Genomic DNA, 15,794 nt, shown 5'->3' with positions numbered 1-15,794 from the left:
CCGCTCCCGGCGGCCGATGTCAGTGGCCCCTGCCACGATGCCGGGACGTGACGCCATCACGCTCGGGAGAGGCAGGAGAGACGCATGGGCACCTGGGACGTCGGCCCCTTCGACAACGACACCGCGGCGGACTGGTGCGGCGACCTCGACGACGCGTCGCCGGACGCGCGTCAGGGCTTCGTGCGGGACACCCTCGCCCGGACGGCCGGCACCGCCGAGTACCTCGACGCGGACGTGGGCGACGAAGCCATCGCGGCAGCGGCCCTGGTAGCCGCGCAATGCCCTGGCGGTGAGCCCGCCCACCCCCACTACGGCCCGGACGAGCCCGTCCCCGACCTCACCGGCCTGCGCGCCCTCGCCCTGAAGGCCCTCGAACGCGTCATGACCGAACCGTCCGAACTCCTGGAACTCTGGGGCGAGCCGAACGACAACCCCTGGCACGCCACCATCGACCGACTCCGCGCCACGCTCACGCCCCGGCCGCCGGGAGAACAACTCCGCCTGACCTGATCATCCGCGCCGGGTAGTCTCACGACGCCATGGAACAACTGCCCGAAAGCGTGGACCGGAACATCCTGGAACACCGGATCGTCCATGCGCTCATCATCATCCGCGAAACCCGGGGCTGCACCCTTCCCCAGGCGCTCGATGTCTTCGCGGAGCGGTACGAGGAGCTACGCCGCGATCGTCCGCACGACTTCACGCTGGGCCGGGACGAATATGGCCGAGGCTTCTACTCCTGACTCCCCCAGGCATCGGCTCAGAACTCCACGAGGGCGAGGCCGCCTTCGGCGTACATCTGAGGGCAGCCCGGTGGAACTGGCCCGCTTCGCAGTGAGCGGGCACCAGGTGCGTACCCTCGCCGCGATCTGTCGCGCACCGGACGAGTCGTACGTCGACGCCCTGGTCGGCATGGCCCAGGACCGCAGGTCCGGATGGTGGGAGGAGTACCGCGGAACCCTCGCCACAGGGGCACTCGGCCTCGCCGAGCTGGAATTCCACGCGGCGGACCTGCGCATGTTCGCCCCCAACTCACCGCCCTCCTACGGCACATCAGGACCAGCGCACCCCGCCGTAAATCAGTTGCCCCAGCTCACACACCCCGTACCGTCTCCCCGTGACAGAGACGGAAACCGAGACACAGATCCTCCTCGCCGCCTACGACGAGCAGATGCGCGGAGCGCCTCCCGTGCCGGCCGCCGGGGTGACGTACGAGAAGGACGGACCGCTGCTGCGGATCGTCGGGGAGACCCGGGGGTTTGTGACCGGGCCCCGGGACGTCGGTCTACGGGGGCGTGAGCTCGACGAGTTGATCGTCCGGCAGCGGGACTTCTTCGCCGCTCGCGGGGAGCGTGTGGAATGGAAGATCCGGGGCCATGACGAACCGGCCGACCTCACCGACCGCCTGCGCTCGGCGGGCTTCGTGCCCGAGGACCAGGAGACGGTCCTCATCGGACGGGCCGACGAACTGGCCGTAGGGAAGCCCGCGTTGCCGGACGGCGTCACCGTGCGCCGGGTCTCCGACGAGGCGGATCTGCGGCGGATCGGTGCCATGGAGACGGCCATCTGGGGCATCGACCTGACCTGGCTGGCGACCGAACTGCTCGGCCGGATCACCGCCACGCCGGACGAGATCGCGGTCTACGTCGCGGAGGCGGACGGCGAGGTGATCTCCGCGGCCTGGCTGGTCTTCTACGGCGACTCCGAGTTCGCGGGGCTGCGCGGCGGTTCGACCGTCGCCGACTGGCGCGGCAAAGGCGTCTACCGCGCCCTCGTCACCACCCGAGCCGCTCTCGCCGCCGCCCGTGGAGTCGCGTACCTGCACGTGGACGCCTCGGACGACAGCGCGCCCATCCTCCGCCGGCTGGGGTTCCGGGCGGTCACGACGACCACGCCGTACGTGTGGTCACCGGATCAAACCGATCAGCCGGATCAGGAGACCGTGCGGCCCAAGTAGGCCAGCAGTTGACCGTGCGGGGCCGCGCCCGGCGCCGGCTGCACCTCCGGGCCGAAGACGCCGGGCACGCGGTACGCGTCGAAGCCGCCCAGACCCCGCATCACCGACAGCAGTTCCGCGCACAACTCCTCGTCCACCAGCGCCTGTTGGCCCGTCGCGACCGCCAGGTCCACCCCGTGGACGCAGACCTCCGTGAAGTGGATCAGCGCGGCCGTCGGACCGGGCAGCGCGCCCAGCGAGATGTGGACCGTGGTGTCGAGGGCGCCGGGACGGTTCCAGGCCGCGCGGTCCACCTCCGCCGCCTCGGCGTACGCGCCTTTGGGTTCGGCTCCCAGCCAGTCGGACTCGTGCTCGGCACCCGGATCCGTGCCGTCGAGTTCGGCGGCGAAGATGCGCATGCCGCCCACCGTGTGGTTGAGGACGGCCCGGGCATCCCATTCCGCGCACGGGGTGGGACGCACCCACTGGCTCTCGGCAACTCCCGCCACCACCAAGCCAGTTGCCACGATCGCCCGCTCTATCCGCCGTACCGCATCCGTTGCCGTATCCGCATCCGTATTCGTCACTCGGACCTCCCCCGTCCAGGACCACAACCGGCTCTCCACGCCATCAATACACCCTTGCGGGAAGAATTCCAGCGAGACGGGAAGTCAGACCCGGCCGACCTCAACCCGGGCCACCTCGAACCGGGCGGCCTCCGTCCGAGCCGCCCGAGCCAGCCCCGCGGCCCGCTGCCACCGCCGTATCAGCGGCCAGCTCGCGATGCCTATCGTCAGCGAGATCAGATGGCCCCAGTTCGTCATGGGGTCGGTGAACGCGATCAGGTCGGAGACCAGCGACCAGCCGAACAGGGCGATCAACGGCAGGCCCAGCCACGGCCGCAGCAGGCCGCCCAGCGCTCCTATGCTCGTGGCGACGCCGAAGCTGATGCCGTAGTCGAGGCGGTGGAGCGAGCTGTCGGGGAGGTGGCCCACCAACACCCCGATCCCTACGGTCCCTTCGGTCGCGAGCGTGGCCAGGATGTGCCCGGAGAGGAACACGGCGGCGGTCCGTGCACCGCCGATCCGGCGTTCCAGCGCGGTCAGGACCAGCAGGAAGAGCAGCGCGTACGGCGACACCATCCCGCCCACGATCCACAACGCGCTCGCGATCAGCACGAGGAACGGGTCGCGGACCAGGTGGGTGACATCGGTGCTGGACGCCTGGTGGAGTTCGCTCACCAGCGTGGGACCGGCGTACTGCGCGATGAGGGACGTGATGACGAGCAGCAGCGCGTAAGCAAAAGTGAACGGTGTGCCGGTGGGTGTGGGCAGCAGGCGCCAGGGGTGGAGGCGGCGGAACACGGTGACGATCCGTGACTCTGCGGGTACTGCGGGAGTCGACGCCGAGACGGACACCGCCGCCGGGCCGGGACCGGGGAAGCTCAACTCCCCACCCGTCGCCGGGACTTCCCGCTGTCTCGGCAACGCGTCCAGCAGCGAGGAGTCCTCCCCGGCCAGGGGCGCGGCGGAGGCCTGGGTGTCGGCCGTCACGGTCCGTTCCACGGTGAGGCGCTCCTTCCGTTTCAACCCCACCCTTCGCCGTCCCACCTGCCGCTGTCTATGACCGACGCCACGCGAGAGCCGATTCATAGCAACCCGAAAGCTTTCTCACGCGTCCGCGAGTACCGTGCGCGGATGACCACCGCGTACGACACTCCCGTTGTCCTGGACCGTCGCGAGGGCCCCTACGGCGAGGTGGTGCTGCGCCGGCACGGGGAGTTGCTGCAGATCATCGCCAACGGGTGCTTCCTGATGGACACTTCGGACGGGCGCTCGGAGCGGCTGCTGGTCGACGCCGCGCGCGACGCCCTCGACTCGCGCCCCGAACCACACGTGCTGATCGGCGGGTTGGGGGTCGGGTTCTCGCTCGCGCATGCCGCCGCCGATCCTCGCTGGGGCCGGATCACGGTCGTGGAGCGGGAACCGGCGATCGTCGAGTGGCACCGGTCCGGGCCGCTGTCGGCCCTCTCCGCGGCCGCTTTCGGCGATCCCCGCACCGACATTGTGAAAACGGACCTGGTCACATTCGTCAATGAGACTTGCGCCACTTTCGACGCGCTCTGCCTCGACATCGACAACGGGCCCGGCTGGACCGTCACCGAGGGCAACGACAGCCTCTACTCAGCGGCCGGACTGGCAAGCTGTGCAAGGGCGTTGAGGCCAGGCGGGGTGCTCGCCGTATGGTCGGCGCAGCCCTCTCCGGAATTTGAGCGAACCTTATGGAATGCCGGGTTCCAACGGGTGCGTACCGAAGAGATCCCCGTTGACCGAGGCGTTCCCGACGTCGTGCACCTCGCCGTCCGACCTGGATAGCAAAGCGGCCGTTACTCCCCGTACCCTGCTTCCCTGACGCAGATCATTCAAGCGTCAAGCGCAGTCATGGGATCACCCCACTGGTTCCGGAAAGCACACTTCAGGGGCGGGCGATGGAGCAGACACAGACCTCCCACAACGGTACGGCCACGGCCACGCCCGGCGCGCAGCGCCGGGTGCTGGTGGTCGAGGACGACCCGACGATCGTCGATGCCATCGCAGCCCGTTTGCGGGCCGAGGGATTCCTCGTGCAGACCGCGGGCGACGGGCCGTCGGCCGTCGACACCGCCGAGGCCTGGCAGCCCGATCTGCTGATCCTCGACATCATGCTGCCCGGCTTCGACGGGCTGGAGGTCTGCCGCCGTGTGCAGGCCGCCCGCCCGGTGCCGGTGCTGATGCTCACCGCGCGCGACGACGAGACCGACATGCTGGTCGGGCTCGGGGTCGGCGCCGACGACTACATGACCAAGCCGTTCTCCATGCGGGAGCTGGCGGCGCGGGTGCACGTCCTGCTGCGCCGGGTGGAGCGTGCCGTGGTGGCCGCGTCCACCCCGCGCTCGGGCATCCTGCGCCTCGGCGAGCTGGAGATCGACCACGCGCAGCGCCGGGTACGGGTGCGCAGCGAGGACGTGCACCTGACGCCCACCGAGTTCGACCTGCTGGTGTGTCTGGCGAACACCCCGCGTGCCGTGCTCTCGCGCGAGCAGTTGCTCGCCGAGGTGTGGGACTGGGCGGACGCCTCCGGCACGCGTACCGTCGACAGCCATATCAAAGCGCTGCGCCGGAAGATCGGCGCCGAGCGGATCCGCACGGTCCACGGCGTCGGCTACGCACTGGAGACACCCACGCCATGAACGAAGGGCCGACGTCACGGAGGAGCCCCGGGGAGTCCTGGGGCGGCGTACGCCCGTTCTCGATCAAGACCAAACTGGGCGCGCTGGTCGTCATCTCGGTGCTCATCACCACCGGGCTGATGATGATCGCCATGCGCACGGCGACGGAGCTGCGCTTCATCACGGTCTTCTCGATGATCGCCACGCTGCTGATAACGCAGTTCGTGGCCCATTCGCTCACCGCGCCGCTGGACGAGATGAACACGGTGGCCCGGTCCATCTCGCACGGTGACTACACGCGCCGGGTGCGCGAGAACCGCCGCGACGAACTGGGCGACCTGGCCGGGACGATCAACGTCATGGCCGACGAGCTGGAGGCGCAGGAGCGCCAGCGCAAGGAACTCGTCGCGAACGTCTCGCACGAGCTGCGCACCCCCATCGCGGGCCTGCGCGCCGTACTGGAGAACGTCGTCGACGGCGTCTCGGCCGCCGATCCGGAGACCATGCGGACGGCGCTGAAGCAGACGGAGCGGCTCGGACGGCTCGTCGAGACGCTGCTGGACCTCTCCCGCCTGGACAACGGCGTCGTACCGCTGAAGACGCGCCGCTTCGAGGTGTGGCCGTATCTCTCGGGCGTGCTCAAGGAGGCCAACATGGTCGCCTCCGCGCGCGCGGGCATCGCGTCGGGCTCCGGGAGTCACACGCGTACGGACGTCCATCTGCACCTGGACGTGTCCCCGCCGGAGCTGACCGCGCTCGCGGACCCCGAGCGCATCCACCAGGTCGTCGCCAACCTGATCGACAACGCGGTCAAGCACAGCCCCGCGCACGGCCGGGTGACGGTCAAGGCGCGGCGCGGGTCGCTGCCCCAGTCGCTGGAGCTGGAGGTCCTGGACGAGGGGCCCGGCATCCCGAAGGCGCAGTGGGCGCACATCTTCGAGCGGTTCAACCGGGGAGCGGTGAGCTCTCCGCACGGACCCGGCAGCGACGGCGGTACGGGCCTCGGCCTGGCGATCGCCCGCTGGGCGGTGGATCTGCACGGCGGCCGGATCGGTGTGGCCGAATCCGACCGTGGCTGCAGGATTATCGTCACTCTCCCGGGACTGTCATCCGTGCCAAGTTGACGTAAAGTTCGAACCGGAGCCCCAAGATCCACCGCAGTCCGCGCTGACGGACACGTGTGATCAGGCACAGGCCCGCGCCGTCGGCGCGTCCGGCCCGCATCGATGCGTCCCTTCCGCAGCGGAACCACGCTTGTTTCCCGCCATTTCAGCCCTCGAAACACACTTTCCGATGTGACTTACGCGACGATGGACCGGCCCGACCTGACCTTGGCGGTCATGGGGGCGTAGCCTTAATTCCCGCTGTCCATCACCTTGTGAAGCGGAAGAGGGCGGTTGCCGCCGTGTCGTCACAGTCCCCCAGTAACTCGACCATCTCGACCGAGTCCGACCAAGCCGCGGGTAAGAATCCCGCGGCGGCGTTCGGGCCCAACGAGTGGCTCGTCGACGAGATCTATCAGCAGTACCTCCAGGATCCGAACTCGGTAGACCGAGCCTGGTGGGACTTCTTCGCCGACTACAAGCCGGGCGCGGCTGCCGCCCCGACCTCGACTTCGGCGGGTACTGCGGCCGCGGGGGCCGCAGCGCCCACCCCCCCGGTACAGGCCGCACCCGTAGCCCCGGCTCCGGCCCCGGCTGCTCCTGCCGCACCCGCGGCTCCGGCGGTCCCCGCGCCGGCGCCCGCAGCGGCCGCTCCGGCCCCTGCGCCGGCTCCCGTCGCCGCTCCGGCCCCTGTGAAGGCGGCGGCCCCGGCCGCCCAGCCGAAGAAGGCCGAGCCGGCGACCGAGGCTCCCGCGGGCCCGGAGTTCGTCACGCTGCGCGGCCCGGCCGCAGCGGTCGCGAAGAACATGAACGCCTCGATCGAGGTGCCCACGGCCACGTCCGTGCGCGCGGTCCCGGTCAAGCTGCTCTTCGACAACCGCATCGTCATCAACAACCACCTGAAGCGCGCCCGGGGCGGGAAGATCTCCTTCACCCACCTCATCGGCTACGCGATGGTGCAGGCCATCAAGGCCATGCCGTCGATGAACTACTCGTTCGCGGAGAAGGACGGCAAGCCGACCCTGGTCAAGCCGGAGCACGTCAACTTCGGTCTCGCCATCGACCTGGTGAAGCCCAACGGCGACCGCCAGCTCGTCGTCGCCGGCATCAAGAAGGCCGAGACGCTGAACTTCTTCGAGTTCTGGCAGGCCTACGAGGACATCGTCCGCCGCGCCCGCGACGGCAAGCTGACGATGGACGACTTCACGGGCGTCACCGTGTCGTTGACCAACCCCGGCGGCCTCGGCACGGTCCACTCGGTCCCGCGCCTGATGCCCGGTCAGTCGGTCATCATGGGCGTCGGCTCCATGGACTACCCGGCGGAGTTCCAGGGCACGAGCCAGGACACCCTGAACAAGCTCGGCATCTCGAAGGTCATGACGCTCACGTCGACCTACGACCACCGGGTCATCCAGGGCGCCGCCTCCGGCGAGTTCCTGCGGATCGTCGCGAACCTCCTGCTCGGCGAGAGCGGCTTCTACGACGAGATCTTCGAGGCGCTGCGCATCCCGTACGAGCCGGTCCGCTGGCTCAAGGACATCGACGCGTCGCACGACAACGACGTGACGAAGGCCGCCCGCGTCTTCGAGCTGATCCACTCCTACCGGGTCCGCGGCCATGTCATGGCCGACACCGACCCGTTGGAGTACCGCCAGCGCAAGCACCCCGACCTGGACATCACCGAGCACGGCCTCACCCTGTGGGACCTGGAGCGGGAGTTCGCGGTCGGCGGCTTCGCCGGCAAGTCCCTGATGAAGCTGCGCGACATCCTCGGCGTGCTGCGCGACTCGTACTGCCGCACCACCGGCATCGAGTTCATGCACATCCAGGACCCGAAGCAGCGCAAGTGGATCCAGGACCGCATCGAGCGCTCGCACTCCAAGCCGGAGCGCGAGGAGCAACTGCGCATCCTGCGCCGCCTGAACGCGGCGGAGGCCTTCGAGACCTTCCTGCAGACGAAGTACGTCGGCCAGAAGCGCTTCTCCCTGGAGGGCGGCGAGTCCGTCATCCCGCTCCTGGACGCGGTCATCGACAGCGCGGCCGAGTCGCGCCTCGACGAGGTCGTCATCGGCATGGCCCACCGCGGCCGCCTCAACGTTCTCGCGAACATCGTCGGCAAGTCGTACGCCCAGATCTTCCGCGAGTTCGAGGGCAACCTCGACCCGAAGTCGATGCACGGCTCCGGCGACGTGAAGTACCACCTGGGCGCCAAGGGCACCTTCACCGGCCTGGACGGCGAGCAGATCAAGGTCACGCTCGCGGCGAACCCGTCCCACCTGGAGACGGTCGACCCGATCATCGAGGGCATCGTCCGCGCCCGCCAGGACATCATCAACAAGGGTGGTACGGACTTCACGGTCCTGCCCCTCGCCCTGCACGGTGACGCGGCCTTCGCGGGCCAGGGCGTGGTGGCCGAGACGCTCAACATGTCGCAACTGCGCGGCTACCGCACCGGCGGCACGATCCACATCGTCATCAACAACCAGGTCGGCTTCACGGCCGCCCCGGAGTCCTCGCGCTCGTCGATGTACGCGACGGACGTGGCGCGCATGATCGAGGCCCCGATCTTCCACGTGAACGGCGACGACCCGGAGGCCGTGGTCCGCGTCGCGCGGCTGGCCTTCGAGTTCCGTCAGGCGTTCAACAAGGACGTGGTGATCGACCTCATCTGCTACCGCCGCCGCGGTCACAACGAGTCGGACAACCCGGCCTTCACCCAGCCCCTGATGTACGACCTGATCGACAAGAAGCGCTCGGTGCGCAAGCTGTACACCGAGTCGCTGATCGGTCGCGGCGACATCACCCTCGAGGAAGCCGAACAAGCCCTCCAGGACTACCAGGGCCAGTTGGAGAAGGTCTTCACCGAGGTCCGCGAGGCGACCGCCCAGCCGGGTGCCGCCCCGATGGCGGACCCGCAGGCCGAGTTCCCGGTGGCGGTCAACACCGCGATCTCCACGGAGGTCGTCAAGCGGATCGCCGAGTCCCAGGTCAACATCCCGGACAACTTCCACGTCCACCCGCGCCTGCTGCCCCAGTTGCAGCGCCGGGCGACGATGGTCGAGGACGGGACGATCGACTGGGGCATGGGCGAGACGCTCGCGATCGGCTCCCTGCTCCTTGAGGGCACCCCGGTGCGCCTCTCCGGCCAGGACTCCCGCCGCGGCACGTTCGGCCAGCGTCACGCGGTCCTCATCGACCGTCAGACGGGCGAGGACTACACCCCGCTCCAGTACCTCGCCGAGGACCAGGCGCGCTACAACGTCTACGACTCGCTCCTCTCCGAGTACGCGGTCATGGGCTTCGAGTACGGCTACTCGCTGGCCCGCCCCGACGCGCTCGTGATGTGGGAGGCGCAGTTCGGCGACTTCGTCAACGGCGCGCAGTCCGTGGTCGACGAGTACATCTCGGCGGCGGAGCAGAAGTGGGGCCAGACGTCCGGCGTCACGCTCCTGCTCCCCCACGGCTACGAGGGCCAGGGCCCGGACCACTCCTCGGCCCGAGTCGAGCGCTTCCTCCAGCTCTGCGCGCAGAACAACATGACGGTCGCGATGCCGACCCTGCCGTCGAACTACTTCCACCTCCTGCGGTGGCAGGTGCACAACCCGCACCACAAGCCGCTGGTGGTCTTCACCCCGAAGTCGATGCTGCGCCTCAAGGCCGCCGCGTCGAAGGCGGAGGAGTTCACGACGGGTCAGTTCCGCCCGGTCATCGGCGACGCGACGGTGACGGACCCCGCGGCCGTCCGCAAGGTCGTCTTCGTCACGGGCAAGCTGTACTACGACCTGGAGGCCGAGCGCACCAAGCGCGGCACGACGGACACGGCGATCATCCGCCTTGAGCGGCTGTACCCGCTGCCCGGTGCCGAGGTCCAGGCCGAGATCGCCAAGTACCCGAACGCCGAGAAGTACCTCTGGGCCCAGGAGGAGCCGGCCAACCAGGGCGCCTGGCCGTTCATCGCCCTGAACCTGATCGACCACCTGGACCTGGCGGTCGGCTCGGATGTTCCTCACGGGGAGCGCCTGCGGCGGATCTCTCGTCCGCACGGCTCGTCGCCGGCGGTGGGGTCGGCCAAGCGGCACCAGGCCGAGCAGGAGCAGTTGGTTCGGGAGGTGTTCGAGGCGTAGGTCTCGACACGTCTTGGTCGTACGTACGGTGGGCCCGGCTCCGAGTTCGGTTACTCGGGGGCGGGCCCATCGGCGTATCAGTAGCCGGGGGGCGGGTCGCAGAAGACGGCGAGGTGACGGGCCCAAGCGGCTTCGGGGGCACGGCGGGTGGCACTGTGGGCCCTCAAGTAGCAGACCTGGGCGATGAGTTCACGGGCGGTGCGGGTCTGCCGTAGCAGGTCCTCGGCCCGCTCGTAGAAGTCGGCGCAGTCGGTGTGGGTCGCGGCCCGGCTCGAGAGCATGAGGGGGAAGCCCAGGGTCTTGGCCTGGAAGAGAGCGGCGGTCGGCGTGGGCTGGTCGGCGTGCCGGCACAGGAGGGGTACCGCGTTGAGGGATGTCTGCGTCCAGTCGACGGCGCCTGCCCCGTGCAGCCGGAGACCTTGCAGCGGGCCTCTGGTCACCGCGTCCCAACGCTGCCGCCACGCCTGAAGCGAACGCTCCCGATCGCCATAGGTGCGTACGACGACGTTCCGCTCCCGTCCGAGGGCGTGCTCCCCCGGTAGCCGCCAGTTCTCCACGGGGAGATCCCACAGCAGCTCGTTCGTCAGGAAGAACTGGACGGAGGCCGTGGTGCCGGGCGACTCGGCGAGCGGCAGCGAGTTCCAGAGATGGTGGCAGAGCCGCTCCTGCAGTTCCCCCGCCGGAACACCCAACTCGTCCTCGACCAAAGCCACTTCACCGCCGGCCCCCGCCAGCTCGATGCGCCAGTTGTAGCCGTCGAGAACCGTGGTGGGCTGGATCTTCACGCGCAGAGCGGGTCCGATACGGGTGAAATCCGTGTCCACGCGGCTGAAGACATCGGCGATGTCCTGCCCGCCGGTCTCCGTGAGACGTTGTCGGACGGTGTCGGTCCAGTTTCGCAGGGCGGCGAGGGCGGGGGCCTGGGCCGGGGCACTCCGGGTGGCCAGGTGGGCCCAGACGCGTGCGGCGTAGAGGAGCAGGCGCTCGTCGGTGGAGAGGTGGTTCAGGGATCCGGCGCCGTCACGCCAGTGGCGCGGGGAAACGTCCGGCCGTTCTCGTGGCCCGAGCAGTTCCAGCACCGTCTTCGGCTCGGCGGGCGGTTCCAACTCGGCGAGGAATCCGTAGAGTTCGGTCCGCTCGTCGGGTGGGAGAGCTGGGGCCGGCATATCGCTCGGCCCGAGCTGAACGCCGGTCCACGTCATGTGGGGACCTCGTTCGGCGAACCGGTCGGCGTGGTGCCTGTCGTGCGCCCGTACGAACCCGTGCCACAACTCGGTACCCGTGAGCCCCCCTTCGCACAGCGCCCGCAACTCCTCGATGCGGACGGCCTCTCCCCTCCCGCCGCCGTCGGCCCGCCGGGACTTGATGACACCGATCACGGAGCCGTCCTGTTCGTCGACGACGGGACCACCCGCGCTTCCGAGGGGGATCAACTCGCCGTCCAGCAGGACGATCTCCCGGCCGAGGAGTCCGGAGACCGCAGACGCCGTGGAGACCACCCGAGGCGCGTCCAAGGGGCCGTCGGCGCCGTACAGGGTCGCGGGCGCGTTGCGGACGAACGGGCGGTCGGTGAGCCACAGGCAGTCGACGCCGGCCACGTCGGGCACGTACAACAGTGCCAACTCGCCCGCGTCACGGACCCGTTCGACCTGGTGGCGGCGACCGTCCATCGTGGTGATGCCGACGCCCGACTGCTGGTCGCTGCCCGCGACCACGTGTGCCGCGGTGACCACCCAGCCGGGTGCCAGGAAGAAACCGCTGGCCGCTACGACACCCTGTGCGTCGGCCGGGGCGTGGACACGGACCAGGGCCCGACGGACGAGTTCGTCCCACTCGGTCGCCGGTCTGGACAGTTCTCCCGCGGCGGCCGACACCCGTAGGGCGTCTACCGCCTCCGCCCATGCTCCGTCCTCGGTGGTGATGAGCGCGTGGCCACCGCTGATCAGCAGGTCGTTGGCGCCCTGGAGGTCGTCCCAGCCGTCGTAGACGATCAGCCAGCGGAGGTTGGCCTCGCGCAAGTGCCGGAAGAGTTCGTGGAGTTGGGGGAGGTCATCGACGTGGCGGACGAGTGCCGATACGCAGCGTTGGACTTCGGCCAGTCGGGTCGTGTGGTCTCCTGCCCGGATCCACCCGACGAAGTCGTAGTCACCGGCGTACCGGCGCACGTACTCCGCCGCGAGTTGCGTCTTGCCGGACGACGGCGGTCCGACCAGGGCGCAGGCCGCTGAATCTCCTTGAGTGGTCGTCAACTTGTCGCGGAGTTGTCCGAGAAGATCTTCTCGGAGGACGTATCCCGGCAAAGGTGTGGGCACCACGCCCCACACCGCCTGGGTGGGACCGGGAAACTCCGGGTCCCGGGTGTCGGGCGGGTGAGCGCCTGAATCGTCGTCATCGCCCAGAATGTCCAGCAGCCTCCATCTGGCCATGCGCTCGGTCGTGTCGGCCAGGGAAACGCCCGGCTCCAGGCCTGAGGGCCAGGACATCCGCGGCCAGGGAGTGCTGACATCGACGGTGACGATTCGCTGTTCGGATCCCGCCACGAGGGACGCCAGTGCCACCTCGAACACCTTGCAGCCGTTGCCGAGAAGCAGCAGCACCGGCGACGTGAACGCCTCCCGCAGCTCCTCGGCATCGGTCCACATCCGCAGATCCACGTCGTGTCCCACGGCACCCAGCACTTGGGTCGTCCAGAGCGCCCACGACTCGTCGTCCGCCATGTAGAACAGCGCGAACCGCTTCCGCCGCACCTCCACGGGCGCCGTATACCGCCCCAGCACCGCCCGCGACACCTCGGCGAACGCCCCCGTCTCCTCCCCCGGTGGCAGAACGGCCGTACCCCCCGTGAGCCCGGCCAACGCAAGCGCGGGGAAGTTGCGCGCCCGGCGCCCGAAGTGCCGCTCGACGTACTCGCCGCAGTACTTGAGCATGAGCTGGGCGTCCCCGCGCGGCAGCAGGCGCAGCAACTCCACCCGCACGCCCGGGACAAACTCGTACCACCCCTCTCCGTCCCCCTGTTTCAGCAACCCACTGAGCAGAACCTCGGCGAGTACAGACGGCCCGCTGTGCGGCTGCGTGGCGCGCTGGACAAGCTGCATAACGGGCAGGGTCAGCGGTACGGCGGAGTACGAGACGGCGAGGGACACGGCCTGGCGGGACGCGGAGCGGCGGAAGGCAGCGACGAGCGGACCGGCGTCGGCAGGCGGGCGTCCGACGCGGGGCGGGGCGGCGGGGTGGCTCGCGTGGACCCAGGCGGCTGCTGCGGGGAGGGACAGGCCGGTGCCGCCGGAGAGCAGGCGCGCCCACGTGCCCAGCGCGGCCCGGGTGGGGCCGAGCACCGGCACCGGGAGCGCCCCGGAAGGGACTTCGCCCTCGGCCGGCCTGAACTCCAGCCTGGCGCCCAGGCCTTCGCGGCGGCGCAGGGTGCCCGAGAGGGCCGGGAGGTGGGTGCGCCGCCACAACCGCTGCGGCAGGGGCTGGACCACGGCGACGGGCGCGGCCCGTGCCCAGTGGTGCAGCAGCCGTTGAAGTTGACCCGAGCGCCACAGCGGGCCCGCGCAGTCGCTGAGGACGAGGGTGAGTTGACGTCCCGTGGGGTCGCGCAGTTGCTCGGCGGCGCGCAGGGCGCGGCCGGGGTGGCGTGAGGTGCCGATCGCCAACTGACCGTCGGCGCCCTGGTGGACGTAGTGCACCTGCACCTCGCGGAAGGCGCCCAGGCCCGCGCAGATCTGGCGGAGTTCCTCAAGTGTGCTGTCCCAGACGGAGGTTGAGGTCGAGGCGTCCATGAGGAGCCGCAGCCGGGCCTCACGGCGTGCGCCCGGTCGGAGCACGGGGGTGAACAGGCCTGTCTCCGCGGCCCGTTCGGCGGTGGCCTGTTCGTCGAGGTGATCGGCGGTGGTGCGGACGGGCGGGCGGTAGCGCTGGAGGGGGCGCAGGGCGCGTTGGAGGGTGAGGGAGTTGGGGAGGGCGGTCGCCACGGGGACGCGTACCCGCGCGAAGTCCGGTTCGGGGCCGCCCTGTTCGCCGCCTCGGTGAGGTGTTGAGCGCGGGCCGTCGTGGTACAGGCGGACGCGGTCGGAAGTGAGGGCCGTGGCATCGGTTCGGGGCGCCGGTTCCCGGGGTGTGGGGACGGGCGGGGGTTCGACCGGCGGGTCGGTGGCGGCCAACTCGGTTTCCGGCGGGCGTACTTCGGGGCGCCCCACGTGCTCCGCGAGCCACAACGCCTCCGCGAGTTCGCGTGCGCTCGGGTCGACACCCAGGCGTGCGCGGAGCCGCTCGGCGAGTCCGTCGGCGGCGGGAGGCGTCGGGGGTGCCGGTAGCGCCGGAGGAACCGCCATCAACGCGTCCCGTGCTCGCCCTGGTCCAGCGGCCTCATCAACAGCTCGGCGAGCCGCTGCCGGTCGGGCTCGCTGTCGCGTACCGCTTCCTGGGTGAGGTAGATCGCGTTGAGGAGTTGGTCGGCGGCGCGCAGGGAGCCGGGGCTCGACTCCAGGAATGCGCGGATGAGTTGTTCGTTGCCGGACGTGTCCGTGTCGCCGAAATGGGCGCGGACCATGGCGTCGAGGCGCGCGGTGCCCCACTCGTCGTTGCGGGGCGAGGGCAGGTCGAGGTGCAGGCAGCGGCGCAACAGCGGGGCGGGGAAGTCGCGTTCGCCGTTGCTGGTCATCACGACGACGGGGAAGGCCCGGCAGCGCACCTGTCCCTCCTCGACGGAGGCGCGGTCGCCGTCGTCGGTGAGGACCTGGACCTCGGGCTGCCTGCGGGCGATCCGCTGGAGCTCGGCGATGCGGAACTCACCCTCCTCCAGGGCGTTGAGGAGGTCGTTGGGCAGGTCGATGTCGCTCTTGTCGAGTTCGTCGACGAGGAGCACCCGGGGCCGGGCGCGGGGCAGCAGGGCGGTGCCGAGCGGGCCGAGGCGCAGGTATTCGCCGATGTCCTCCGTGTAGGGCTCGTCGTCCAACTCCTTTGCCATCTGCATGTCTTGGAGGCGGGCGATCGCGTCGTACGTGTAGAGGCCGTCGCGCAGGGTGGTGCGGCTGACGATGGGCCAGTGCAGCACGCGGCCGAGGCCGAGTTCGTACGCGAGGGCGTGGGCGAGGGTGGACTTGCCGGAGCCGGGGTCGCCGGTCACCAGGAGCGGGCGGCGCAGATAGAGCGCCGCGTTGATCAACTCCAGTTCCTGCGGGCGCCAACTGAGGCCGCCCGCGCCCCTGGTGCCGAGGCGGCGCGTCGACTCGGTGCCCAGCGGCGGGACCGTCTCGATGAGCGGGCCGCCGTCGAAGTCGCGCCACGGCGGCGGCGCGGGCAGCCGTCCGACACCGTCGTGCTGCTCGCCGGAACCCCGGAAGACGAACCAGTCGGGGGTGGTCACGGGAGTCTCCTTCGGGGGAGGCGGTCAGGTGGGCCGTGGTGCGGCAGCGGGTCTC

Annotated in this window: 11 protein-coding genes; 7 read left to right on the top strand and 4 right to left on the bottom strand. The window is 70.0% G+C overall.

Going from position 1 to position 15,794, the window contains the following annotated elements; translation table 11 throughout:
* Positions 1-84 precede the first annotated feature (84 nt).
* The 3 genes from OG223_RS35075 to OG223_RS35065 all read left to right on the top strand — a co-directional run bounded on the left by OG223_RS35075 (position 85) and on the right by OG223_RS35065 (position 1,957).
* Entirely contained in the window at positions 85-510 is a 426-nt protein-coding gene (locus OG223_RS35075) for a DUF4259 domain-containing protein (protein WP_329257316.1), read from the top strand.
* Between the two features lie 29 nt (positions 511-539).
* Positions 540-743: a hypothetical protein gene (locus OG223_RS35070; RefSeq protein ID WP_329257312.1), complete on the top strand. Its 204-nt coding sequence runs from the start codon at positions 540-542 to the stop codon at positions 741-743.
* A gap of 428 nt (positions 744-1,171) precedes the next feature.
* Positions 1,172-1,957 (top strand): GNAT family N-acetyltransferase, encoded by a 786-nt coding sequence (locus OG223_RS35065; RefSeq protein ID WP_329265637.1) that lies wholly within the window; start codon positions 1,172-1,174, stop codon positions 1,955-1,957.
* Here the strand turns inward: OG223_RS35065 and OG223_RS35060 are convergent.
* Entirely contained in the window at positions 1,933-2,463 is a 531-nt protein-coding gene (locus OG223_RS35060) for a TIGR03086 family metal-binding protein (protein ID WP_329257309.1), read from the bottom strand. The two genes, OG223_RS35065 and OG223_RS35060, sit on opposite strands and share 25 nt — an antisense overlap.
* Before the next feature lie 144 nt (positions 2,464-2,607).
* The gene (locus tag OG223_RS35055) at positions 2,608-3,501 is read right to left on the bottom strand and encodes a rhomboid-like protein (protein ID WP_329257306.1); all 894 of its coding nucleotides are present in this window, start codon (positions 3,499-3,501) and stop codon (positions 2,608-2,610) included.
* A 132-nt stretch (positions 3,502-3,633) separates the two neighbouring features.
* Between OG223_RS35055 and OG223_RS35050 the strand changes: the two genes are divergently transcribed.
* From OG223_RS35050 to OG223_RS35035, 4 genes are all read left to right on the top strand, one after another.
* On the top strand, positions 3,634-4,311 hold the full coding sequence (locus tag OG223_RS35050) for a spermidine synthase (RefSeq protein WP_329257304.1): 678 nt from the start codon (positions 3,634-3,636) through the stop codon (positions 4,309-4,311).
* A gap of 113 nt (positions 4,312-4,424) precedes the next feature.
* Positions 4,425-5,165, top strand: coding sequence for a response regulator transcription factor (locus tag OG223_RS35045; RefSeq protein ID WP_200690846.1), 741 nt, complete (start codon positions 4,425-4,427; stop codon positions 5,163-5,165).
* Positions 5,162-6,268, top strand: a complete 1,107-nt coding sequence (locus OG223_RS35040; protein WP_329257300.1) for a sensor histidine kinase — start codon at positions 5,162-5,164, stop codon at positions 6,266-6,268. The genes OG223_RS35045 and OG223_RS35040 overlap by 4 nt, the downstream gene beginning before the upstream one ends.
* 281 nt (positions 6,269-6,549) lie before the next feature.
* Entirely contained in the window at positions 6,550-10,371 is a 3,822-nt protein-coding gene (locus OG223_RS35035) for a multifunctional oxoglutarate decarboxylase/oxoglutarate dehydrogenase thiamine pyrophosphate-binding subunit/dihydrolipoyllysine-residue succinyltransferase subunit (RefSeq protein WP_329257297.1), read from the top strand.
* A gap of 77 nt (positions 10,372-10,448) precedes the next feature.
* Here the strand turns inward: OG223_RS35035 and OG223_RS35030 are convergent, their stop codons facing one another.
* Positions 10,449-14,705, bottom strand: coding sequence for an SAV_2336 N-terminal domain-related protein (locus OG223_RS35030; protein WP_329257294.1), 4,257 nt, complete (start codon positions 14,703-14,705; stop codon positions 10,449-10,451).
* The gene (locus OG223_RS35025; RefSeq protein WP_329257291.1) at positions 14,705-15,739 is read right to left on the bottom strand and encodes an AAA family ATPase; all 1,035 of its coding nucleotides are present in this window, start codon (positions 15,737-15,739) and stop codon (positions 14,705-14,707) included. Before OG223_RS35025 ends, OG223_RS35030 begins: the two co-directional genes overlap by 1 nt.
* Positions 15,740-15,794 lie beyond the last annotated feature (55 nt).

The sequence above is a fragment of the Streptomyces sp. NBC_01478 genome (assembly GCF_036227225.1).
In the GTDB taxonomy this organism is placed as follows: Bacteria; Actinomycetota; Actinomycetes; order Streptomycetales; family Streptomycetaceae; genus Streptomyces.
Note: the sequence above shows the minus strand (reverse complement) of the source record. Positions and strands in the feature narration are given on the sequence as shown.